General features: G+C 66.7%; 17 protein-coding genes and 7 tRNA genes. 11 read left to right on the plus strand and 13 right to left on the minus strand.

Annotated elements, in window-relative coordinates; translation table 11 throughout:
* The first annotated feature begins 313 nt into the window (after nucleotides 1-313).
* The gene (locus tag J3A72_RS11190; protein ID WP_075075596.1) at nucleotides 314-2140 is read left to right on the plus strand and encodes a methyl-accepting chemotaxis protein; all 1827 of its coding nucleotides are present in this window, start codon (nucleotides 314-316) and stop codon (nucleotides 2138-2140) included.
* Here J3A72_RS11190 and J3A72_RS11195 read toward each other — a convergent pair.
* Nucleotides 2137-3576 (minus strand): GGDEF domain-containing protein, encoded by a 1440-nt coding sequence (locus J3A72_RS11195; RefSeq protein ID WP_075075597.1) that lies wholly within the window; start codon nucleotides 3574-3576, stop codon nucleotides 2137-2139. The genes J3A72_RS11190 and J3A72_RS11195 overlap by 4 nt on opposite strands.
* Nucleotides 3577-3881: 305 nt before the next feature.
* Nucleotides 3882-3967, minus strand: a tRNA-Leu gene (locus tag J3A72_RS11200).
* Nucleotides 3968-4099: 132 nt separating this feature from the next.
* On the opposite strand from J3A72_RS11200, the gene J3A72_RS11205 reads away from it, so the two are divergent.
* Nucleotides 4100-4480 carry a response regulator gene (locus J3A72_RS11205; RefSeq protein WP_032957303.1) on the plus strand — a complete coding sequence of 127 codons (381 nt, stop codon included), beginning with the start codon at nucleotides 4100-4102 and terminating at the stop codon, nucleotides 4478-4480.
* Between the two features lie 123 nt (nucleotides 4481-4603).
* On the opposite strand, the gene J3A72_RS11210 is transcribed toward J3A72_RS11205, so the two are convergent.
* Nucleotides 4604-5560 carry an SOS response-associated peptidase family protein gene (locus J3A72_RS11210; protein ID WP_075075598.1) on the minus strand — a complete coding sequence of 319 codons (957 nt, stop codon included), beginning with the start codon at nucleotides 5558-5560 and terminating at the stop codon, nucleotides 4604-4606.
* Between the two features lie 76 nt (nucleotides 5561-5636).
* On the opposite strand from J3A72_RS11210, the gene J3A72_RS11215 reads away from it, so the two are divergent.
* Entirely contained in the window at nucleotides 5637-6053 is a 417-nt protein-coding gene (locus J3A72_RS11215) for a GNAT family N-acetyltransferase (RefSeq protein WP_014647532.1), read from the plus strand.
* Nucleotides 6054-6154: 101 nt separating this feature from the next.
* Here the strand turns inward: J3A72_RS11215 and J3A72_RS11220 are convergent.
* The 7 genes from J3A72_RS11220 to J3A72_RS11250 all read right to left on the minus strand — a co-directional run bounded on the left by J3A72_RS11220 (nucleotide 6155) and on the right by J3A72_RS11250 (nucleotide 7466).
* Nucleotides 6155-6230 (minus strand) — tRNA-Glu (locus J3A72_RS11220).
* A 47-nt stretch (nucleotides 6231-6277) separates the two neighbouring features.
* Nucleotides 6278-6353 (minus strand) — tRNA-Ala (locus J3A72_RS11225).
* A gap of 45 nt (nucleotides 6354-6398) precedes the next feature.
* Nucleotides 6399-6474, minus strand: a tRNA-Glu gene (locus J3A72_RS11230).
* Nucleotides 6475-6523: 49 nt separating this feature from the next.
* Nucleotides 6524-6599, minus strand: a tRNA-Ala gene (locus tag J3A72_RS11235).
* A 184-nt stretch (nucleotides 6600-6783) separates the two neighbouring features.
* A tRNA-Glu gene (locus J3A72_RS11240) sits at nucleotides 6784-6859 on the minus strand.
* Nucleotides 6860-6913: 54 nt separating this feature from the next.
* Nucleotides 6914-6989 (minus strand) — tRNA-Ala (locus J3A72_RS11245).
* A gap of 78 nt (nucleotides 6990-7067) precedes the next feature.
* Nucleotides 7068-7466, minus strand: a complete 399-nt coding sequence (locus tag J3A72_RS11250) for a heavy metal-responsive transcriptional regulator (protein WP_014647531.1) — start codon at nucleotides 7464-7466, stop codon at nucleotides 7068-7070.
* Between the two features lie 186 nt (nucleotides 7467-7652).
* Between J3A72_RS11250 and J3A72_RS11255 the strand changes: the two genes are divergently transcribed.
* From J3A72_RS11255 to J3A72_RS11290, 8 genes are all read left to right on the plus strand, one after another.
* Nucleotides 7653-8720: a helix-turn-helix domain-containing protein gene (locus J3A72_RS11255; RefSeq protein WP_032957296.1), complete on the plus strand. Its 1068-nt coding sequence runs from the start codon at nucleotides 7653-7655 to the stop codon at nucleotides 8718-8720.
* Between the two features lie 81 nt (nucleotides 8721-8801).
* Nucleotides 8802-9605, plus strand: coding sequence for a redoxin family protein (locus J3A72_RS11260; protein ID WP_041863574.1), 804 nt, complete (start codon nucleotides 8802-8804; stop codon nucleotides 9603-9605).
* 30 nt (nucleotides 9606-9635) lie between these two features.
* Nucleotides 9636-10478, plus strand: a complete 843-nt coding sequence (dsbG, locus tag J3A72_RS11265) for a thiol:disulfide interchange protein DsbG (RefSeq protein ID WP_032957294.1) — start codon at nucleotides 9636-9638, stop codon at nucleotides 10476-10478.
* 525 nt (nucleotides 10479-11003) lie between these two features.
* A complete protein-coding gene (locus tag J3A72_RS11270) occupies nucleotides 11004-12437 on the plus strand; it encodes a DcaP family trimeric outer membrane transporter (protein ID WP_075075599.1) in 1434 nt (477 codons plus the stop codon).
* A 76-nt stretch (nucleotides 12438-12513) separates the two neighbouring features.
* The gene (adiC, locus tag J3A72_RS11275) at nucleotides 12514-13866 is read left to right on the plus strand and encodes an arginine/agmatine antiporter (RefSeq protein WP_021204506.1); all 1353 of its coding nucleotides are present in this window, start codon (nucleotides 12514-12516) and stop codon (nucleotides 13864-13866) included.
* Between the two features lie 20 nt (nucleotides 13867-13886).
* Nucleotides 13887-16175, plus strand: a complete 2289-nt coding sequence (locus tag J3A72_RS11280) for an Orn/Lys/Arg decarboxylase N-terminal domain-containing protein (RefSeq protein WP_075075600.1) — start codon at nucleotides 13887-13889, stop codon at nucleotides 16173-16175.
* A 28-nt stretch (nucleotides 16176-16203) separates the two neighbouring features.
* Nucleotides 16204-17106 carry a cation diffusion facilitator family transporter gene (locus tag J3A72_RS11285; RefSeq protein ID WP_032957286.1) on the plus strand — a complete coding sequence of 301 codons (903 nt, stop codon included), beginning with the start codon at nucleotides 16204-16206 and terminating at the stop codon, nucleotides 17104-17106.
* Nucleotides 17107-17291: 185 nt separating this feature from the next.
* Nucleotides 17292-17726 carry a Rid family hydrolase gene (locus tag J3A72_RS11290; RefSeq protein WP_075075601.1) on the plus strand — a complete coding sequence of 145 codons (435 nt, stop codon included), beginning with the start codon at nucleotides 17292-17294 and terminating at the stop codon, nucleotides 17724-17726.
* Here the strand turns inward: J3A72_RS11290 and J3A72_RS11295 are convergent.
* Genes J3A72_RS11295 through J3A72_RS11305 form a run of 3 tightly spaced genes read right to left on the minus strand, consistent with a single transcriptional unit; the run spans nucleotide 17723 to nucleotide 21687 of the window.
* The gene (locus J3A72_RS11295; protein WP_075075602.1) at nucleotides 17723-18436 is read right to left on the minus strand and encodes an energy transducer TonB; all 714 of its coding nucleotides are present in this window, start codon (nucleotides 18434-18436) and stop codon (nucleotides 17723-17725) included. The genes J3A72_RS11290 and J3A72_RS11295 overlap by 4 nt on opposite strands.
* Nucleotides 18429-19229, minus strand: coding sequence for a ChaN family lipoprotein (locus J3A72_RS11300; RefSeq protein ID WP_014647521.1), 801 nt, complete (start codon nucleotides 19227-19229; stop codon nucleotides 18429-18431). The genes J3A72_RS11295 and J3A72_RS11300 overlap by 8 nt, the downstream gene beginning before the upstream one ends.
* The gene (locus J3A72_RS11305) at nucleotides 19216-21687 is read right to left on the minus strand and encodes a TonB-dependent receptor (RefSeq protein ID WP_075075603.1); all 2472 of its coding nucleotides are present in this window, start codon (nucleotides 21685-21687) and stop codon (nucleotides 19216-19218) included. The genes J3A72_RS11300 and J3A72_RS11305 overlap by 14 nt, the downstream gene beginning before the upstream one ends.
* Nucleotides 21688-21750: the final 63 nt, after the last annotated feature.

A 21750-nucleotide genomic window follows, 5' to 3' on the forward strand; every position in this document is an offset into this window, starting at 1 on the left:
TCTACCGCATCCCTGCAGCAGCATCTGAAGATGCGACGGACGTCGCGGAATCCGGCTAAAGCCACCGATCGCATCGCCGATATTCCCTCTGGATCCCGCTCAAGTCGCCCGCTGCAGGACCCCAGGCTGCCCCCGACGGGCGGCCCGCGCTGTGTGTTCCGCCGCTCCTTATGCCGATCGCACCCGCACCAGACGTTCTTGCCAGCCGCTCGAGGGGTGCCTGCCGGTACCTGTAGTCCCAAGCAACTGAAGTTGCCGCCGGGCATCCCGCCCGTCGGGTCGCAACCGCTTACCGGACACCGAGGATCAGACAATGCTCATTCCAGGCTTTACGGCGGGCGCGCAGGCGCCGGCCGAGCTGCATACCCGTTGGTCGCCGTGGCGCGCCCTGCTGGGCGCGCTGGCACCGCAGCACCGCAGCGGCGTCGAGGCGGCGGCCGATGGCCGTGCCCAGCTGGAGGCGCAGGTCGCGGCGCTGCACCGGGTCCAGGCGGTCATCGAGTTCGCCCTCGATGGCACCATCCTGCAGGCCAACGCGAACTTCCTGCAGGCGATGGGTTACCGGCTGGAGGAGATCCAGGGCAAGCATCATTCCCTGTTCGTCGACCCCGAGCAGGCGCGCAGCGCCGGATACCGTGACTTCTGGGCGCGGCTGGGTCGTGGCGAATATGACGCGGGCCAGTACCGGCGTTTTGGCAAGAACCAGCGCGAGATCTGGATCCAGGCCTCGTACAACCCGGTGCTGGACCGGCAGGGGCGTCCGTACAAGGTGGTCAAGTTCGCCACTGACATCACTGCGCAGAAGCTGCAGGCGGCCGACTCGGCCGGCCAGCTGGCGGCGATCGACAAGTCGCAGGCGGTGATCGAGTTCAGCATGGATGGCCGCATCCTGTCGGCCAACGACAACTTCCTGGCTGCCACCGGTTACAGCCTGGATGATGTGCGTGGCCAGCACCACTCGCTGTTCGTCGAACCTGAGTATCGCAGCAGTGCCGAGTATCGGCAGTTCTGGGAAAAGCTCGGCCGTGGCGAATATGATGCCGGCCAGTACCGGCGCCTCGGCAAGGGCGGACGCGAGGTCTGGATCCAGGCGTCCTACAACCCGATCCTGGACCTCAACGGGAAGCCGTTCAAGGTGGTCAAGTACGCCACCGACATCACCGCGCAGGTGCATGAGAACCAGGCCATGCAGCGTGCCGTGGCGCAGACCCGTGAAGTGGTGGCGGCCGCCAAGGAGGGCGACCTGACCCGGCGCGTGGCCACCGCCGACAAGAACGGGCCGATCGCCGAGCTGTGCGAAGGGGTGAATTCGCTGGTCGAGGCGATGGCCGCGATCATCGGCCAGATCAAGTTCGCCGCTGACACCATCGCCGTCGGCGCCACCGAGATCGCGCAGGGCAACAGCGATCTGTCGCAGCGCACCGAGCAGCAGGCAGCGTCGCTGGAGGAGACCGCGGTGTCGATGAAGGGCCTGGCCGAGACCGTGCAGCGCACCGCGACCAACGCTCGGCAGGCCAGTCAGCTGGCCGGTGGTGCCGCCGATGTCGCCGCGCGCGGCGGCAACGTAGTGCACGAAGTGGTGGAAACCATGGCGGTGATCAACGCGTCCTCGCGGCGCATCGTCGACATCATCGGCGTGATCGACGGCATCGCCTTCCAGACCAACATCCTTGCCCTGAACGCCGCGGTGGAAGCCGCGCGTGCGGGCGAACACGGGCGTGGCTTCGCCGTGGTCGCCACCGAGATCCGGGAACTGTCGCAGCGCTCGGCCAGTGCCGCCAAGGAGATCAAGCAGCTGATCGATGCGTCGGTGGCCAATGTCGGTGCCGGTACCGCGCAGGTTGAGAGCGCCGGCCGCACCATGGACGAGATTGTGGTCAACGTGCGCCGGGTCAGCGACCTGATGTCCGAGATCAGCACGGCCGCGCAGCAGCAGAGCGACGACATCCAGCAGATGAACCATGCCGTCGATCTGATCGACCAGGGCACCCAGCAGAACGCCGCGCTGGTCGAGGAAGCTTCGGCCGCGGCGCGCAGCATGGAAGAACAGTCGGCGCAGCTGCTGCAGACGGTGGCCAGCTTCCGCGTGCAGGGTGGGGCGGGGCACCTGCATGGTGCGGCGGTGCTGCGCGCGGTCTAGGCGCGGCGGTCGGCGTGTTGTTCCCCGGCCTCGACGGCCGGGGCGGCGTGCACGCAGTTGCGGCCGGCATGCTTGGCCCGGTACAGGGCCTGGTCGGCACGCTCGACCAGGCTGCGCGGGTCACCCTGGTCATGCGCGGCCTGCCAGGCCACGCCGATGCTGATGGTCACATGGGCCTGGGCGGCGGGCAGGGCGGCGGCTTCCACGGCGGCGCGCAGGCGCTCGCCCAGGCCCAGGGCGTGGCCGATGTCGGGCGCGGGCAGGGCGGCGATGAACTCCTCGCCGCCGTAGCGGGCCAGCAGGTCATCACCGCGTTGCAGGCAGCCGTCGAGGATCGCGGCGACCGCCTGCAGGCGGCGATCACCTTCCGGATGCCCGTAGGTGTCGTTGAGTCGCTTGAAGTGGTCGATGTCGATCATCAGCACCGCCAGCCCCACGCCCTGGCGACGGGCGCGGCCGTGCGCGCTGCCGAGCGCCTCATCGAAGTTCCGCCGGTTGCCGAGCCCGGTCAACGGATCGCGCCGGGCCAGCAGCGCCAGCTCGTCGCGCTCACGCTGGATCTGCACCTGGGTGAGCACGCTGCGCAGGGCATGGCCGAGCATGGCACCGATGAACCCCACGGTGGCCAGGGTCGGCTGCAGGCGTGCCACCAGCAGCGCCACCATCATCAGCAGCAACGGCAGCATCAGCGGCACGCCGGCATCGACGATGCGGCGGAGGTTGCGCGGCACAGCCACCGCCGGTGGGCGGTACGTGCTGCCGGCCAGCACTGCCAGCAGCACGAACAGCCCGCTGATCAGCAGGTCGCCCCAGCCACCATCGGGTACCTGCGGCTGCCAGGTATTGATGTAGAGCGCCATCAGGAAGTAGCCGAGCGCGTAGATCGTCAACGTGCGGAAGAAGTCGCGGCGGTCGGCATTGTCCTCGGCCAGGAAGCGGATCAGCGCGAAGCAGAACACCAGGCTGTTCTGCACGTTGCTCAGGGTGTGCAGGCATTGCGTCCACAATGCGGTGTTGAGGTGTGCCATCGCCCGCGTATGCACGAAGTACAGCAACCACAGCAGCGCGATGACCGTCAGGTCCACCGCACGGATACAGCGGTTGCCGCCGCCTGGGCTGGCGGCCACGTAGGTCAGCGGAATCCGGTAGAACACATACAGGATCAGCGACGAGGCGGTCATCTGCGCAGGGCTGAGGCCGGCCACATTGCGATACAGCAGGGCCAGCAGGGCCAGCGAGAACAGGCCGACGGCAGCGCCCAGCGTTCGCCACTTGCAGGCCGCCTGGCTGTCGCGCGCGCGTCGCACGCAGGCCAGAGCGGCCAGAAGGGGGGCGGTGATCAGCATCAGGTAGGAGCCAACCGGGTCCTGCGGGCCGATCAAGGCAATGACGAGCGCGTGCGTGACCATGAAAAACAGTGCCGCACGCAACGTCATGCATTCCCCCGCCCCCAGATCCGGCTGGGATCACGATAGGCAGAAGTAGGTGAGGCTGGCAAGAAAAGTGTGAGCTAGTGCTATTCGCAACCTTGTCGGCTGTCACATTTTCGTTTCAGCGGGGTGACACGACGGCGTTGACGTGGGCGTACGTCCAGAAGTCGCGGGGCTGCCCCCGCACGTGGCGATGGGCGCGCAGTATGTCGGCAAGCGTGGGAGGGGCATGCTGGGGCATCCTCGCCAGTGCCGGCGCTCCGGCCCGGGAAATGCAAAAGGCCAGGTCATGGACCTGGCCTTTGATGCAGTGGTGCCGGTGAAAGGACTCGAACCTTCATGGGGTCACCCCCGGCTGATTTTGAGTCAGCTGCGTATACCATTCCGCCACACCGGCAGGCAGCGTGCGAGTGTAACCGAGGTCGGCAGGAGATGCCTAGTAGGAGAGCCTATCAGGGCGGTTCCTGTCGGCATTGGCCCCTTGGTAGCTATACTCCCGACGTGCAATTGCCTCCAGGAGCGGTAGCTGATGACAGTGTTGCAGGACCTGAGGGTGCTGGTGGTCGAGAACGACGAGATGAGTGCGGCCCTGCTGCAGATGCAGCTGGTGCATGCCGGTGCGACTGTGGTCGGGCTTGCCGCGAGTGTGTCCGAGGCCCTGCGGCTGCTGGAGCAGAGCACTCCTGACGTGGCCCTGCTGGATTACCGGCTGGCCCGCAACGAGACCAGTGAGCCAGTGGCTGCAGCGCTTTCGGCGCGTGGCATTCCGTTCGTGCTGGCCACCGGGATGCTGGCCGAGCAGCTGCCTGCGCCGATGCTGGCCGGCCTGTTGCTGGTCAAGCCGTACCTGTCGGCCGATCTGTCGCGGGCGCTGGCGCGTGCGGTGGGACGCTCCAGCGCCAAGGCCTGAGCCGCTCGCCACGCACCGGCAGGGGGAAGCTGCGGGGGCTGAATCCTCACGTCTGCGATGCGCGGCGGCAACCCCTGATCCAGGAGCCCTGCCCACGCGCGGTTTTTCATTCGCGTCCGGCGCTCAGCCCGCTTCCTCGTACACGTAACGGATTTCCTCGCGGTCATCGAGGATGCGGTACTGGCGCGCCAGATCATCCGGTTCGGGGTTGAGCCAGGCGTCCAGGTGTTCCCTGCGGATCGGTACCACGCCGCGGTCATGCCCGGCAGCGGCGACGTCGCTGGGCGGTGTGTCGGTGATCGTGGCAAACGAAAGCAGGCGGCCTTCCGGTCCTTCCCATTCCGCCCAGAGGCAGGCCAGCAGCAGGTCGCGGGGTGGATCGGGGCGGAATTCGAGCACCACGTCCTGCTCCTTTTCGTCGGCATCGAGGCTGCGGCCGGCGATGGCGTGGCGGGGCACGTGCTCGTAGAACGCCTGCACCACCACCACGCCGTGGCGCAGTCCGAACGCACCCCGCCAGTAACCTTCCAGGCTGTCGCGCCGCGCGTTGTAGGTGCCGGGGTACAGCACGTCGTTGCGCGCCGGCTTGTCCGGCAACCGGCACTGGTAGCGCATCGGCTTGATCACGCGCCGGCCGTTCTCGCTGACCATCACCGGCGCGTAGGTGCCGGGGAAAATGCGGTTGTCGCGCGGCAGCAGCTGCACCCGATGCAGGTCGTCCAGCCGGGCCTGCGCGCGCTCGATGCGGTTGCCAGCCACGCGCAGGTCATTGCGCGCTTTCTGCGTGGGCCGGGTGGCCAGCGTGGCATGGGCAATATCGCGTCGTTCGCGCTGCCGGACCAGTTCAGCCTCCAGCGCCTGCTGCTCCTGCGCATGCCATTGCTGGATCTTCGCCACGATGTCCCGGCCCTGTTCGGTACGCGCACCGGCGAACCCGTCATTCATCGCCTTCGGCGTCTTCGGCCGCTTCTTGCCTGGATCGTGTGCGTACAGTTCGGCGAACTCCTCCAGCGACAGGATGGCGCCGAACTCGCGTACCAGCTTGGCGTAGTCAGCGCGGATCAGGGCGGAATAGCACATGGGACTCTGGGGGCCTGGGTCGCAGCGGCTGCGACGTGGATGCGGCAGGATAGCCCGACCCATCTGGAGATGCCGCATGACTGATTCCATCACCTGCCAGTTCCGCGAAGCCGTGCCCACGGTCGAGGACTACTGCCGGTTGCGCGTGCTTGCAGGCCTCAGTGCCAAGGCCCGGGAAGCGGCCGCCCGCGCGCTGCCCAATACGCTGTTCGGCGTGTGTGCCTACCAGGGCACTGAGCTGGTGGCGATGGGCCGTATCGTCGGCGATGGCGGCTGCCACCTGCAGGTCTGTGATATCGCGGTGCTGCCGCGGTTGCAGGGGCAGGGCCTGGGCAAGGAAGTGATGCGGCGCCTGGATGGCTGGATGCAGGCCAACCTGCCGCCATCGGCGTACGTCAGCCTGCTGGCCGATGGCGAGGCGCATCGGTTGTACGCACAGTTTGGTTTCGCGCCCACGGCACCGGCATCGATCGGGATGTATCGGCGGTTCTGAGCCGTAATCGGGGTGAAGCCATCCACACCATGCGTGGATAGGGCCTTCCCAGGAATCACAGGCAAAGAAAAACCCCGATCGGAGTCGGGGTTTTCAAGAATTGGCGTCCCCACGGGGATTCGAACCCCGGTCGCCACCGTGAAAGGGTGATGTCCTAGGCCTCTAGACGATGGGGACGCACGAAAACTTCAAGTTGTAGATCCTTCGACGGCCTAATGTCGAAGTGGTGGAGCCAAGCGGGATCGAACCGCTGACCTCCTGCATGCCATGCAGGCGCTCTCCCAGCTGAGCTATGGCCCCATGAAACTCCGGATGATCTGCCGGGAGCAGAGTCCGTTTTGAAACTGGCGTCCCCACGGGGATTCGAACCCCGGTCGCCACCGTGAAAGGGTGATGTCCTAGGCCTCTAGACGATGGGGACGCACGAAAAACTTCAAGTTGTAGAACCTTCGACGGCCTAATGTCGAAAGTGGTGGAGCCAAGCGGGATCGAACCGCTGACCTCCTGCATGCCATGCAGGCGCTCTCCCAGCTGAGCTATGGCCCCGTGTTACCGAGCCGCCTATCATACCTGCGTGTTCACGTTTGTGGAAGTTTTTTTTGAACTTTTTTCGTTCCGGTTCGACCATCGCCACGAGGGCAGGGGAACCGCAACGCCACAACCTGAATGCCGGTAGGCGGTGAACAAAAAAGACCCGGTTATCGGCCGGGTCCTCGTTGTTCGTGATGAGTGGCGTCCCCACGGGGATTCGAACCCCGGTCGCCACCGTGAAAGGGTGATGTCCTAGGCCTCTAGACGATGGGGACGCAATTCTCATCAATGTTCTTTAGCGACCTTTCGACGGCCTAATGCCGAAAGATTGGTGGAGCCAAGCGGGATCGAACCGCTGACCTCCTGCATGCCATGCAGGCGCTCTCCCAGCTGAGCTATGGCCCCACGTCGCTGAGGAGCGAAATAATAGCCTTGCCCCCGGGGGTTGGCAAGCATTTGTTGCACTTTTCTTCACGCGCGTTGCTATGCCGCGTCGTCGGTCAGCGCCGCCAGGATCGGGCACTGATCCAGCGTGCCGTGGCCGGGGCAGGCGTCGACCAGCTGAGAAAGCGCGGTGTGCATGCGCTGCAGTTCGGCCATGCGTTGTGCAATGTCCTGCAGCCGGGCCTGCGCCGTGTCGCGCACACTGCCCATGTCCTGTGAGTGGCGGTCACTGAGCGCCAGCAGTTCGGCGATTTCTTCCAGGCTGAAGCCCAGCGTCTTGGCGCGGCGGATGAAGCGCAGCCGGCGCAGGTCCTGCTCACCGAAGATGCGGTAGCCCCCGGCCGAGCGTGCCGCCGTGGGCAGCAACTGCTGGCGTTCGTAGTAGCGCACCGTATCGATCGGCACGCCGGCCCGGCGTGCCAGTTGACCAATGTTCATGGCGGATTCCTGCGGATGCTGCCGCTCATTGTGAAGCCTTGAGTCTGGTCCAGGGTCAAGGTCTCGTCGCTGACGGCGCATTCAGCGCACTTTGCAACTTTCTTCATAGCCCCACCGTCGTGGCAGTTCCTACCCTGCGCCTGAACCGGCCGCTGGACGGCCTGCAACGAACCGAGGAGATGGTCTGTGGAAGGATTCAGGAACGAAGGATTCGTCGAGGTCGCGGTGGTCGAATACCCGGGAGGCGACCCGTCGGCCGCCTCCGTGCTGACCGAGATGGCACATGTCGCCAACCGGCTTGCCCAGCAGCAGCGCCGTCCGTTCAAGCGTGTCCTGGTGACCCGCTGGATCGTGCCGGCCAGCCAGACCGGCGTGCATCGCATTGCCGGCGCGGAGATGCTCGAGGCGGACATCCCCGCCGTGATCGCCGTGCCTGGCCAGATCAGCCAGGGCGTCTGCCTGCGCGCCGATGAGGTGCTGCTGGATTGGCTGCGCGCGCATTACGACGGTGGCAGTCTGCTGGCTGCCGCCAGCGACGGTGTCAGCATGCTGGCACGCGCCGGTCTGCTGGCTGGGCGCACCGTCAGTGGTCCGGACCTCGGGCGCCATCCGGGCCTGCAGGGGCAGTCGGCCAGCTGGGTACCCAGCGAGCGCGCGCTGGTCGATGACGGCGACCTGCTGACGGTGGCCGGTTCCCAGGCCTGGCGCTTCCTCGCCCTGCGCCTGCTGTACCGGCTGCACGGCCAGGGCGTGGCGAGTTCCGTGGCGCAGCAGCTGGGGATCACGGTTCCGGCGGCGATCCAGCAGGATCTCGAGCGTTTCAGTGCCAACTTCGCCCACGGCGATCGCGATGTACTGAAGGCGCAACGCTGGCTGCATACCACCGCTGCGCGCGGCGCCACGCTCGGTGCGATCTGTGAGATTTCCGGGCTGGAGCCGCGCACCCTGCAGCGGCGCTTCCTGAAGGCCACCGGCCTGCGCCCGATCGAGTATTGCCAGCGGTTGCGTATCGCCAAGGCGCAGACGCTGTTGCAGCAGGGGGCGGGCATCGATGAAGTGGCCTGGGGCGTGGGCTATGCCGACCAGAGCGCATTCCGTCGTCTGTTCCTGCGCATTGTTGGAATGACGCCGGCCAACTATCGCCGGCTGGTCAACAACAAGCGGCGCGAGCGGCCGCTGTTGTCATCGGTGGCAGGCAGCCTGCGCGGGCTGCAACCGGCGCCCGGCATGCAGATGCCGCGCAGCGTGGCCTGATGCCTGCAGTAGGCGTCGCGCTTGCAACCTGGGCGCGACGCTTCGACCATGCAGGTAACGGATGATGGGGCAGGTGGGCTGATGTCGAGTGTGGGACCGGTGCCGATGCCGGTGGTGTTGATCCTGATGTGCGTGCTGCTGGCCATGGCGGTAGCACGCCTGTGGCCGCGTCGGAAAGACGGGATGGCAGTGCCTTCCGCGGCCAGCCTGGTTCTGGACATGTTGCTGATCGGCCTGCTGTGCGGACGCATCAGCTTCGTCGCCTTGAACTTCGCGCTTTACCGTGAGGCCCCGTGGAGCATCCTGCAGATCGCCGACGGTGGGTATCACCTTGCAGTCGTGCTGGCTGCGGGCCTGGCGTGGGGCACCTGGCGGCTGCGGCTCTGGCGCGCGTTGCGTGCGCCGGTGCTGGCGGGCGCACTGGTGGGCGTGGTGTCGTGGGTGGTGGGCAGCCACCTGCTGGCAGCCTGGCAGGAGCAGCGGATGCCGCTGCCGGCGGTGCAGGTGGCCGATCTGCAGGGGCGCGTGATCGACCTGCAGCAGTTCCGGGGCAAGCCACTGGTGCTGAATCTCTGGGCCAGCTGGTGTGGGCCCTGCCGGCGCGAGATGCCGGTGCTGGCATCCGCACAGCAGACCCACACCGACGTGCAGTTCGTGTTCCTCAACCAGGGGGAAACCCTGGACGAAGTGAAGGGTTTCATTGCATCCGAACAGCTCCGGCTGGGCAATGTGCTGCTGGACGATACCGCCTCGGCGTCAACCGTGCTGGGTGTGCAGGCCTATCCGTCGACGCTGTTCTTCGACGCCGAAGGTCGCCTGCGTGAACTGCACCTTGGCGAACTGACGGCCGCGGGTCTTGAACACAAACTGCGCCGGCTGCGGTAGCCTGCGCGGGCATCTCATTACGGAGTTCCCATGTTGTCGACTTCCCTGCGCATCGCTCCGGCGGTGCTGTTGCTGCCGGTCATGCTGGCATTGGCCGCCTGCAGCCAGGCCCAGACCCCGCCGGGCAAGACGGCGGCGGCGCCGGCCGCCGGCGCTCCGGCCACCGCGGCCAAGGGTGACCGTCCCGCAGTGCTGAAAGGCATCGAGAAGCACGGCTTCGAAGTCGTTGCCGAGTTTGATGCACCGGGTGGCCTGCGTGGCTTCGCCGGCGTGGTGGGGGGGCAGCAGCCCGCCGCCGCGTACGTGACCGCCGACGGCAAGCATGTGCTGGTGGGCAGCCTGTTCGATGCCGAAGGCAACGATGTGGCCGCCGAGGCGGTGGAGAAGCTGGTCGCTGCACCGATGTCGGCCAAGATGTGGACCAAGCTGGAAGCCAGCGCCTGGGTGCGTGACGGCAAGGCCGATGCACCGCGTGTGGTCTATACCTTCAGCGATGCCAACTGCCCGTACTGCCACAAGTTCTGGGAAGCGGCGCGTCCGTGGGTTGACGCCGGCAAGGTGCAGTTGCGCCACATCATGGTTGGCGTGATCCGCGAGGACAGCCCGGCCAAGGCCGCCGCCATCCTCGCCGCGCGTGATCCGAGCGCGGCGCTGCTGGAGAATGAGCACCAGTTCGACCGTGGCGGCATCAAGGCGCTACCGAGCATCAGCCGCGAGATCGCAGGCAAGCTTGATGCCAACCAGGTCCTGATGATCGAGATGGGCTTCCAGGGCACGCCGGGCATCCTGTTCCAGGATGCACAGGGGCAGGTGCAGCGTCGCGCGGGCCTGCCGCAGGGCGCCGACCTGCAGACGGTGCTGGGTCCGCGCTGATCGCCGCCAACGTCGTGATGTAACCGACAGGCCCGCATGGCAGCATGCGGGCCTGTTGCATTTCGGCGCTCCTGCGGCGGGCGGAGAGGGCAGCAGGGCTGCGCAGCAGCTGTTCGTCGTCACATCTGAATCGTGACTGACATCAAGCATCGCGCCTTGATTCCAATCAAGGTCAAAAACGACAGGCGGATTAGCCTGTTGACGCATGGAATACAGCGTCAACGCGCCATGGATGCCGCGCCAGACATGCCTTGAACCAGGGCGGTCGGCACAGCCATTCACGACACTCTCACTCCCCGATTGTTACCCAGACCGCTGCGGTCGCCACCTCTCTGGCAGCGCGGCCTTGATGGGCTCGACACCGGTGCGGGCAGGGCAGTGTCATCGTCCTGTTGCCTGCCGGATGCAGGCTGGCCGGTGTCGTCAACGCAGTATCCGCATTTCCAGCAACGGCGACGCGAGGCCAGGGCACTGTGCGCCTGTATCCGGCCAGCGCGCTGCGAATGTTTGTCCAGGGAGGATGCAATGCGCTTGGCGGTACTGAGTCTGGCCTGTTCGACCGCACTGGCGATCGCGCCAGCGTATGCGCAGCAGCATGGCCAGGAAGATGCGCAGGCGTTGCGGCAGGAAATCGCTGCCATGCGCCAGGCATTGGAAGGCATGCAGCAGCGCCTGGATCGGCTTGAGCAGCGCGAGGGCTCAGCGCCTGCCGCCGTGGCGCAGGCCCCGACCCCGGCAGCAACGGCGGGCGGCAGCGCCAGCATGCTGCACCCGACCCAGGTGCCGGGCGTGGCGCAACCGGTGCTGCCGCAGCGCGAATCGGTGGCCGATCCCTCAACGGCGGCGTCGCGTCCCGACAGCGCAGCCGGTCCGACCGACCCCGATCTGAAAGGCTTCTTCACCATTCCCGGCACCTATACGGTGATCCGCATCGGCGGCTACGCCAAGCTCGATGCGATTGCCGATTCGCGTGCGGCCGGTGACGAAGATCAGTTCATTCCGTCGTCGATGCCGGTGGGTGGCAGCCATCGCGATGTCTCCAACTTCAACATCCATGCCAAGCAGACCCGCTTCAGCTTCGAGGCGCGGCGCCCGACCACGCACGGCAACCTGCGTTTCTACCTGGAGAACGATTTCTTCGGCAGCAGTGAGGGGTATGAGTTCCGCCTGCGACACGCCTATGGGCAGCTTGGCAACACCTATGCCGGCTATGGCTATTCCAGCTTCATGGACCCGGACAGCCTGCCCGATACGCTTGACTTCGCCGGGCCGGGCGGCGCCGGATACCTGTTGGTGGCGGGCATCCACCACAGCTTTGCGATAGGCAAGGGCAACACCCTGACCGTCGCCGCTGAAGACCCGAAGACTGAACTCGCCGGCGCCAGCGATGCTCGCACGGCAGTCAACCGCCTGCCCGACGTGACGGTGACCGCGCGCCTGGAGCGCGACTGGGGCCACCTGCAGCTGGGCGCGGTGGCACGCAGCCTGGCCTACGACGGCGATGGCGAGCGCGACCGGCGCATGGCCGGTGGCCTGCAGCTGAGCGGCTCGGCGTCAGTGGGCGAGCGCGACCTGCTGCTGTTCGGCGTACTCGGCGGGCGCGGCCTCAGTCGCTACACCGCCGACCTGACCGGCTCCGGACTGGACGCAGTGGTCGGTGCCGATGGCCGCCTCGCCGCGTTGGACCTGCACGGCGGTTTCGTCGGCTACACCCATTACTGGTCCGCGCTGTGGCGCTCCAACCTGATCTTTGGCCAGCTGACCCTGGAGCGCAACGCCGCACTCGCCGCTGATGCATTCCGGCAGAGCCGCTACGGCGTGTTCAACCTGATCTGGAGCCCGGCGCCGTCCTGGACGATGGGCATGGAGCTGCTGTACGGCCGGCTGGAACAGCAGGGCGGCGCACGCGGCGACACGGTCCGGGTGCAGGGCAGCCTGCAATACAACTTCATCAAATAGACGCCAGCGGTCGTACGCCAGCGTAACCGTCCCCACGCCCGGTGCTGCCGGGCTCATGCCAGTACCGGAGATCGTCATGGCAGAAGCAAAGAAAATCGGGGTGGTCGGAGCCACCTTCCTCGTCGCCGGCAACATGATGGGCTCAGGCGTGTTCCTGTTGCCGTCCAGCCTGGCCAAGATCGGTACCGCCTCGATCTGGGGCTGGCTGATCACCACCGCCGGTGCGCTGCTGCTGGCCTTCGTGTTCGCCAAGCTGGGCAAGCTCGCACCCAAGGCGGGCGGTCCCTATGCCTACGCGCGTGACTGGTTCGGGCCGTACATGGGCTTCCAGACCAACACCATCTACTGGTTCGCCAACTGGATCGGCAACGTCGCCATTCCGATCGCGGCGGTGGGCTATTTCAGCTATTTCTTCCCGATCCTGTCCGAGCCGCTGGTGCGTTGCATCGCGGTGCTGGTGCTGGTGTGGGCGCTGAGCTTTGCCAACGTGATCGGCCCGGCCTTCGTCAGCCGCGTGCAGACGGTCACAACCAGCTTTGCGTTGGTGCCGATCCTGGGCATCGCCATTTTCGGCTGGTTCTTCTTCGATGCCGACATCTTCAAGGGCGCCTACAACGTGTCTGGCGAGTCGAACTTCGGTGCGATCTCGAGCGCCGCGGCACTGACCCTGTGGGCCTTCATCGGCGTCGAGTCTGCATCGGTGACTGCCGGTGTGGTCGAAAATCCGGAGAAGAACGTCGCCCGCGCGACGCTGGCCGGCGTGTTCCTGGCTGCCATCGCCTACATCGCCAGTTCGTCGGTGATCATGGGCATGGTGCCGAACGCGGAACTGCAGGTGTCCGACGCACCGTTCGCGCTGGCGGCGGCCAAGGCGGTCGGTGGCTGGGGCGGCGCGCTGGTCAGCCTGTGCGCCTTCATCGGTGCCGCCGGCTCGCTGGGTGGCTGGATCCTGCTGACCGCGCAGAGTGCCAAGGCAGCGTCGGATGACGGCCTGTTCCCGAGCATCTTCAGCAAGACCAACAAGGACGACGTGCCGGTCAAGGGCGTGCTGATCGTGGCGGTGCTGATGACCCTGGCGGTGCTGGTGACCTCCACCTCGGAAACCGCGTCGGCCCAGTTCGACGTGATCACGTCGGCGGCCGTGGTGCTGACCCTGCTGCCCTACATCTACTCGTGCGTGGCGTGCTACTTCGTGGTCGAGCGTTCGCACACCCTGGTCCACACCGGTGCGTTCTGGACGCTGACCAGCCTGACCGTCGTGTACTGCCTGTGGGCGATCTACGGCTCGTCGGGGACCATCGTGCAGTACGCCTTCCTGTTCGTGCTGTTCATCACCGTGTTCTATCCCTTCTTCAGCGAGGAGCGCCGCCAGCAGCGGCAGCGCGCCCGCGAGGCCTCGGCGATCAGCGCCGGCGCCCGGCATTCCTGAGTTCGACAAGGAGAATCAACGTGTACTTCAAGTCCCTGGACTACCCGGTCATTGTCATCGACAACGACTACGAGTCGCCGCGCATCGGTGGCATCCTGATCCGTGCGCTGGTGGAAGAGCTGCGCAGCAACGACCAGCGCGTGCTGTGCGGGCTGAACCTGGATGACGCCCGGGCCGGTGCCCGCACCTACGTGGCGGCCTCGGCGGTGCTGATCTCGATCGATGGCAGCGAAGAGGTGGATGGCGAGTTCCAGCGCCTGACCGCCTTCCTGCGCGAGCAGAGCGCACGCCGTGCCAATCTGCCGGTGTTCCTGTACGGTGAGCGCCGCACCATCGAGAAGGTGCCGAGCAAGCTGCTCAAGTACATCCACGGTTTCATCTTCCTGTTCGAAGACACCAAGAGCTTCATCTCGCGGCAGGTGATGCGCGCGGCCGAAGACTACATGAAGAACCTGCTGCCGCCGTTCTTCAAGGCGCTGATCCATCATGCGGCCGAGTCGAACTATTCCTGGCATACGCCGGGCCATGCAGGCGGCGTGGCATTCACCAAGTCGCCGGTCGGCCGCGCATTCCATCAGTTCTATGGCGAGAACACCCTGCGCAGCGATCTGTCGATCTCGGTGCCGGAGCTGGGCTCGCTGCTCGATCACACCGGCCCGATCAAGGATGCCGAGAACGAGGCGGCACGCAACTTCGGTGCCGACCACACCTTCTTCGTCACCAATGGCACCTCCACCGCCAACAAGATCGTCTGGCATGGCACGGTGGCCCGCGGCGACGTGGTGTTCGTTGACCGCAACTGCCACAAGTCGCTGCTGCACGCGCTGATCATGACGGGTGCGGTGCCGGTGTACTTCACGCCCAGTCGCAACGCGCACGGGATCATCGGCCCGATCAGCCTGGACCAGTTCACGCCGGAGTCGCTGCAGCAGCGCATCGCCGCCAACCCGCTGGCCAGCCAGGCGTACAAGGCCGGTTCCAAGCCGCGCATCGCGGTGGTCACCAACTCGACCTACGACGGCCTGTGCTACAACGCCGAGAAGATCGCTGACGAGATCGGCAGCGCAGTCGATTTCCTGCATTTCGACGAAGCCTGGTACGCCTACGCCGCGTTCCACCCGTTCTACGAGAACCACTACGGCATGGCCAAGGGCAAGCCGCGTGAGCAGGATGCGATCATTTTCACCACGCATTCCACCCACAAGCTGCTGGCGGCGTTCTCGCAGGCGTCGATGATCCACGTCCGCAACTCGGCGCAACGCAACCTTGATGCCGAGCGCTTCAATGAGTCGTTCATGATGCACACCTCGACCAGCCCGCACTACGGGGTGATTGCCGCCTGTGACGTGGCCTCGAAGATGATGGAAGGCGATGCCGGGCGCTCGCTGGTGCAGGAAATGCATGACGAGGCAATTGCCTTCCGCCGCGCGATGCTGCACGTCCGCGATGATCTCGGTCGCGACGACTGGTGGTTCAGCGTGTGGCAGCCAACCCAGGTCGAGCGCAGCCTGGACAAGGGCGATACGCCGGCACCGCTGGTGGCCAAGCGCGAGGAGTGGTACCTGCGGCCGGACGCGCACTGGCACGGCTTCGAGAACCTGGTTGACGACTATGTGTTGATCGATCCGATCAAGGTGACCCTGCTGACCCCGGGCCTGGCAATGGACGGCAGCATGGGCAGGCTGGGCATCCCGGCGGCGGTGCTGAGCAAGTTCCTGTGGGGCCGCGGCATCACCGTGGAAAAGACCAACCTGTACTCGGTGCTGTTCCTGTTCTCGATGGGCATCACCAAGGGCAAGTGGAGCACCCTGGTCACCGAGCTGATGGCGTTCAAGGAACTGTACGACCGCAATGCGCCGCTGAGCCAGGCACTGCCGACGCTGGCCGCCGATTATCCGAATGCCTACGCCGGCTGGGGCCTGCGTGACCTGTGCGACGCGCTGCATGCGTTCAACCAGGAATTTGCCGTGGCCAAGGTGATGCGCGAGATGTACGTGGACCTGCCGACGCCGGTGATGACCCCGGCCGATGCCTACAACCACCTGGTCAAGGGCGAGATCGAGCGGGTCGACATCGAGCAGATCAGTGGCCGCATCGCGGCGACCATGCTGGTGCCGTACCCGCCGGGCATCCCGACCATCATGCCGGGCGAGCGCTTCGGCGACAGCGACGAGCCGATCATCCAGTCGCTGCGCATCGCCCGCGAGCAGAACGCCCGTTTCCCGGGCTTCGAATCGGACGTGCACGGGCTCATCATCGAGCAGGAGGGTGATGCGGTCTCGTACGAGGTGGAGGTGCTGAAGGCCTGACCCGTAACGGTCGGCTCATCGGCGAACGATGGATACCGCGCGCGAGCAACGCATCCTGACGTTCTCGATCGGGGTCACCCTTGCGGTGAGCGCGGTCGGCTTCGGCGGTGGCCTGCTGGTGGGATCGCAGGCCATCCTGTTCGACGGCGTGTACAGCCTGGTCGACGTCGCCCTGACCCTGGTGTCGTTGTCGGTGCTGCGGCTGGTGGCGCGGGAACAAAGCCCGCGCTTTCAGTACGGCTACTGGCACCTGGAGCCGATGGTCGAAGCGCTGGGTGGTGTGATCCTGTCGCTGGCCTGCGTGTATGCGCTGGCCAACGCGGTGATCGGCCTGACCACGGGCGGGCACGAAGTGAAATTCGGGCCCGCGCTGTGGTGGGCGGCGCTGCTGAGTGCCAGCAACCTGGCGATGGCGGCGTTCGTTGCGCAGCGGGCGCGGCATCTGCGCTCCGCGCTGTTATGGCTGGATGTGCGTGGCTGGCTGCTGGGCGGGTTGATGAGCCTGGCAGTGGTGCTGGCCTTCGTGTTGGCGCTGGTCCTGCACGGTGGTGAGTGGCACCATTGGGTGCCGTACCTGGATTCGATCGTGCTGGCATTGATCAGCCTGGCGATGCTGCCGGTGCCGGCGCGCAGCGCGTGGAAGGCCATGCGCGAAGTGCTGCAGGTGGCGCCGGATGATCTGGACCGGCGCGTGCAGCAGGTGATGCAGGCGTTCGTGGCCGAGCGTGGCTATGCCGGTTTCACCAGCCATGTGGCGAAGATGGGGCGGATGCGCTTCATCGAGATCCATGTATTGGCTGACCCGATCACGCCGCTGGGGTCGGTAGGCGAAGTCGATGCGATGCGCGATGAGATCGCGGTGCGGCTGGATGCGCGGGGCAGTACTTTCTGGTTGACCATCGATTTCACCGCAGACCCGGCGTGGACGTGAGCCGGGAACGGTAGAGCCGAGCCCATGCTCGGCTGCCATTCGCGCTGAGCAGCCGAGCGTGGGCTCGGCTCTACACGTGGGCACGATCGTTGCGCATGGCGGACCGGACTGTTGCAGCGGCTCGGTTTGACCTCAACTCTGGTTGAGGTCGCAGACTGCCTCGCATCCCCCACGAGGCATGCGGCATGAACCTGTTGACCACCCCGGACCTCAGTCACGGCCTGCTGGAGCTGTTCAATCCTCCCGGCCTCTACGACCCTGCCGCCAATGGGTACTCACACGTGGCCGTGGTGCGGTTGCCGGCGCGGGTGATCCATATCGCCGGGCAGGGCGGTGAGGATGCCGATGGTCATCTCTCCCCCGGCTTCGGGGAACAGGTCGAGCAGGCACTGGACAACCTGCAGATCGCATTGCGTTCGGCGCAGGCCAGCCTGGCCGATGTCGCGCGGTTGCGCATCCTGGTGGTCGACCACGACGAGGACCGGCTGGGCATCATCGCCCGGCAGGTACGGCGGCGTTGGCCGAACGGCGCAGCGCCGACCTGCACCCTGATTCCTGTGCCACGGCTGGCGCTGGACGGCATGCTGTTCGAGATCGAGGCGGAGGCCTACGCCGCCTAGCGCAGGTAGTACTCCACCGGCACCACCAGTTCCTGCGGTGCCTTCATTTCCATGGGAATGGGCGGCAGCGGCTGCGCGCGGCGGAACGTCTGCAGTGCGGCGTCGTCGAGCATCGGTTGGCCGCTGGACTGCTCCAGCCGCAGGGCCTGCAGGCGTCCCTCGCGATCGATGCTGGCCCTGACCCAGGCCGTTCCCTGCTGCCGGCGCGAGCGCGCGACGGCGGGGTAGTAGCGATAACGCTCCAGCCGCGCCATCAGGCGGGCTTCCCAATGGTCGCTGGCGGCGCCGGCCTGGAAGTCCGCCGGTGGTGCGTCGGGAGCGGGCGGCGCGGCCGTGATCGATGCCGGTGCGGGACTTGCATCGGTCACGGCCGCAGGCGGGGCGACCGGCAGGGCTTGCCGGCCAGGGCCACCGAGCTCGCTGGCGGCCACCTCGCCCTCGCGCGCGGCTGTGGGCTTTGGCGGAGGGGGCGACTTCGCCGGTTGCGACGCGCGCGCCTGCTGCGCCTGGCTGGGGGTGTCGGCCTGGCGCTCTTCGACCGGCTGGGGAGGCGTAGCCGGTGCCAGCAGGCGCAGGCTGATGCGCACATCCTGCTCAGGCGGCGGCAGCAACGGTGGCGCGGCCATCCAGTGCACCAACAGCAGCAAGGGCAACAGGTGCAGGCCGATGCTGATGGCAATCGCCTGCCAGTGTTGGCCGCGTTCACTCATCGCCCGGCACCCACAGCAGATCGGCGTCGGCCGCATCGACGCCTTCGTCGGGTGACGCAAGCGCGATCACCAGTGCCGGTACCTCCGGTGGCAGGTAGCCCGGCACGCCGGTGCCGCGCAGTACATGCCAGCGGCCGGCCACCAGCAGCGCGGGTGCAGGGGCTGCGGTCAGTGCCTGTGCCATGCGGGTGTCGCGGGCCTGTTGCACGGCCAGCATCCCTTCCAGCATCGGTGCGGCGTCTGCGTGCTGGGCCAGCACCACGGCCGACAGGCGTTGCCGGGCGGTGGGCATCGGAAACCGCACCGACGTGTTGGAGGCAAGCAACGCATTGACCTCGGCACGCGACAGGTTGCCGCCGAACAGGGGGATGCCGGCGGCGGTGGCGTCCTGTACCAGCCCGCCATAGGTGGCCCACGGCCAGCGTGTATCCCAGCCCAGCAGCGCCTGCAGGCGCGCACCATCGGCGTGGTTGCCCTTGGCCAGCCAGCGCTGCACCCGCTGCAGGCGCGGTTGGCGTTCACTGGCGATCATCTCCATCACCAGCGCGCCTTGTGGACGCTGCCGTTGCAGCGCGTGCAGCAGCCAGCGCTGGGCGGCGTGGTCACCGGCCAGGTCGTGGCGTTCGCCCAGCAGCAGCCGCGGGGCGTTCGCTGCACGCTTCACGAACGCGGCTTCGTCCAGGCGCTGCCCGCTGGCCAGGTCGATCACCGTGCCGGGCATCGGCTGCGCGCTGGCGATTGCGGCCAGTGCGAGCAGGCACAGCGGCAGCCAGCGACGGCTAGAACGCCACATTGACGCCCATCGAGACGGTGCGGCCACGGCCGTTGCCGCGGTCCAGGATCGGGCTGAAGATGCTGTCGATCGAGGCATTGTTGTCATAGGCCTTGTTCTGCAGGTTTTCGATGTTCAGCCACAGCGTGGTGTTGGGCTGGGGCTTGAAGCTGGCGTAGAAGTCGAGCAGTACACCGGTACCGCCGGTCCTGCGGGTCTGGAAGAAGTCGTAGCCTTCTTCGGTGGGCCCGGAGTATTCGGCGCGCAGGCCGGCCTGCACGCGCTTCTGCCACCAGCGGCCGCCGACATCCAACGTCCAGAAGCGGTCGGGCAGGGCGGTGATGTCTTCCAGGTTGACGAATTCGATGGCAGGCGCACTGGTGCGCGAGCGGGTCCAGCTCAGCGTGGCGTGGTAGTGCGCGCTGGCGTAGTGCGCTTCCAGCTCGATACCGCGCATGCGCACCACGCCGGGGTGGTTCATCCAGCGCGTGGTGGTGCTGAAGTCGTCCACGTCCAGGGCATCGGTCCAGGTAGTGAGCTGCTGATCGCTGTCGATCGGTACCACGAAAGGCCCCACCTCCGGCGGGTGCACGATCAGCAGGTACTGCGGCTTGATGTAGTCGCGGATGCGGTTGTCGAAGCGGGTGACGCGCAGCTGCGCGAGGTCACCGTCGGTCAGCAGCGAGGAGGCGCTGAGGTTGGCGCCGAACTGCAGGTTGCGCGAGCGCTCACGGCGCAGGAACGGGTTGGCACCCACGCCGTCGGCATCGCTCATGCCTTCCAGAGGGATCTTCTCGAAGAACATCTCCTGCACGCGCGGCGGGCGGGAAGTACGCGAGGCTTCGGCGAACAGTTGCAGCCAGTCGGTGGCCTGCCACGATACCGCCAGGCTGGGGCTGAGTGCGCGCTGGGTACGGCGCACGTCGATGCCGCCGCCGTTGATCTCGGCGCACTGGCCAGGCACATCCGAGCACACCGGGACGTGGCCGCGGATGCCATAGCGATCCTGGCGCAGGCCTGCAGTCAGCGCGTAGATGTCGTACTGCAGTTCCAGCGTGCTGAACACGCTGTCCAGCTGGCTGCGGCCCTGGGGGTTGGCGCCGCGCAGGATGGGGGTGTCGGCCACGTAGACGTCCGACTGGTGCTTGATGCCGGTGTTCCAGCGTGCCTGCAGTGCACCGATATCGAAGCGGCTCGTGTTGTCGAGCGTCCAGCTGCTCAGGCTGCTGTGGGTGCGGCGGCCGATGTAGCTGGAATCCTCCACGGGTGGATAGAACAGCCGGGTCTTGTTGCCGGCGAAGGTCGCGCGCAGGTCGATCCACGGCGTGTAGGGCGTGTAGTGGTAGCTGGCGCGCTGGTTGCGTGCGGAAATCTGCCACGGGTAGTTGTGGTAGAAGTCGTTTTCGTATCGCATGTGGCTCAGGTCCAGCCGATGCTGGTCACTGGGCTGCAGGCGTGCTTTCAACAGCCAGCTGCTGGGCTGCTGGCTGCCGGGGTCGGCATTGTTCTTCTGCCCGCGTGCCGTGGCGTACTCGCCGCTGCGACTGCTGCTGGCAGCGGCCAGCAGGCCGAACTGGCGGTCACCGCCGTCCTCGCTGTGGCGCCATGCGCCGGCGAAGGTGCGGCCGCTGCCATAGCCGTTGCTGCCATGGCGATAGCCCGCACGCAGGCCCCAGTCACGGCCTTCGCCGAGCAGGTCGTCGATGTCCAGCGTGCGGAAATTGGCACTGCCGGCCAGCGTGCCGGCACCATCACCACCGGCGACCGCACCGCGTTGCACGTCCACACCGGCCAGCAGGAAAGGGTCGACGTAGGCGAACGGACCGCCGGAGCCATGGCCCGCGTTGTTGCGGAAGGTCTGGGTGACACCATCGATCATGGTGTTGACCCGCCCGGCGCCGGTCATGCCGCGGATGTTGACCTGCAGGCCGGGCTGGCTGCGCGAGTGGAAACTGTGGGTGCCGGGCATCGAACGCAGCAGGCTGTTGCCGTCCTGGCGTTCGGCCATCGCCACGCGCTCGCTGCCGACGGCGGGCGCAAAGCCATCGCGGGCCGCCGGGACATACTGGCTGGCGCCTGCACCGGGGGAATGGCCGTGTGCGATATCGCCCTGTACGCGCAGCGGGCCGGTTCGACGGCTGCCATCGGAGGGGGCGGCCGGCGCCGGTTCCAGGGTGGCGCGGCGCGCGTCGATGAAACGGGGGCGCAGGCCGCTACCGGCCAGCAGGCGCGACAGGGCCTGCGCGTCGTCGAACCGTCCGCGTAGTGCCGGCGCCGTCTGGCCGCCTGGCAATGCCGCGCCGATCACCAGATCGACACCGGTCAGCCGGCTGTAGGCATCCAGCGCGCTGGCCAGCGGTTGCGCAGGAAGATCGAAGTGGCGGGAGGCGGCCTGCGCGTGTGCGCTGGCAGGTAACAACGGAAGCGGACCGGCGCAGGCCAGTGACAGGGCGAGGACAAGGGGACGGTGAAACAGCATCGGGAGCTCCAGGGGCTGACGCAGCGCGTCGTCATCCTGGGTAGACGCAGTGGCAGGGCCGAT

This window comes from Stenotrophomonas sp. PvP093, assembly GCF_017876915.1.
Classification (GTDB): domain Bacteria; phylum Pseudomonadota; class Gammaproteobacteria; order Xanthomonadales; family Xanthomonadaceae; genus Stenotrophomonas; species Stenotrophomonas muris.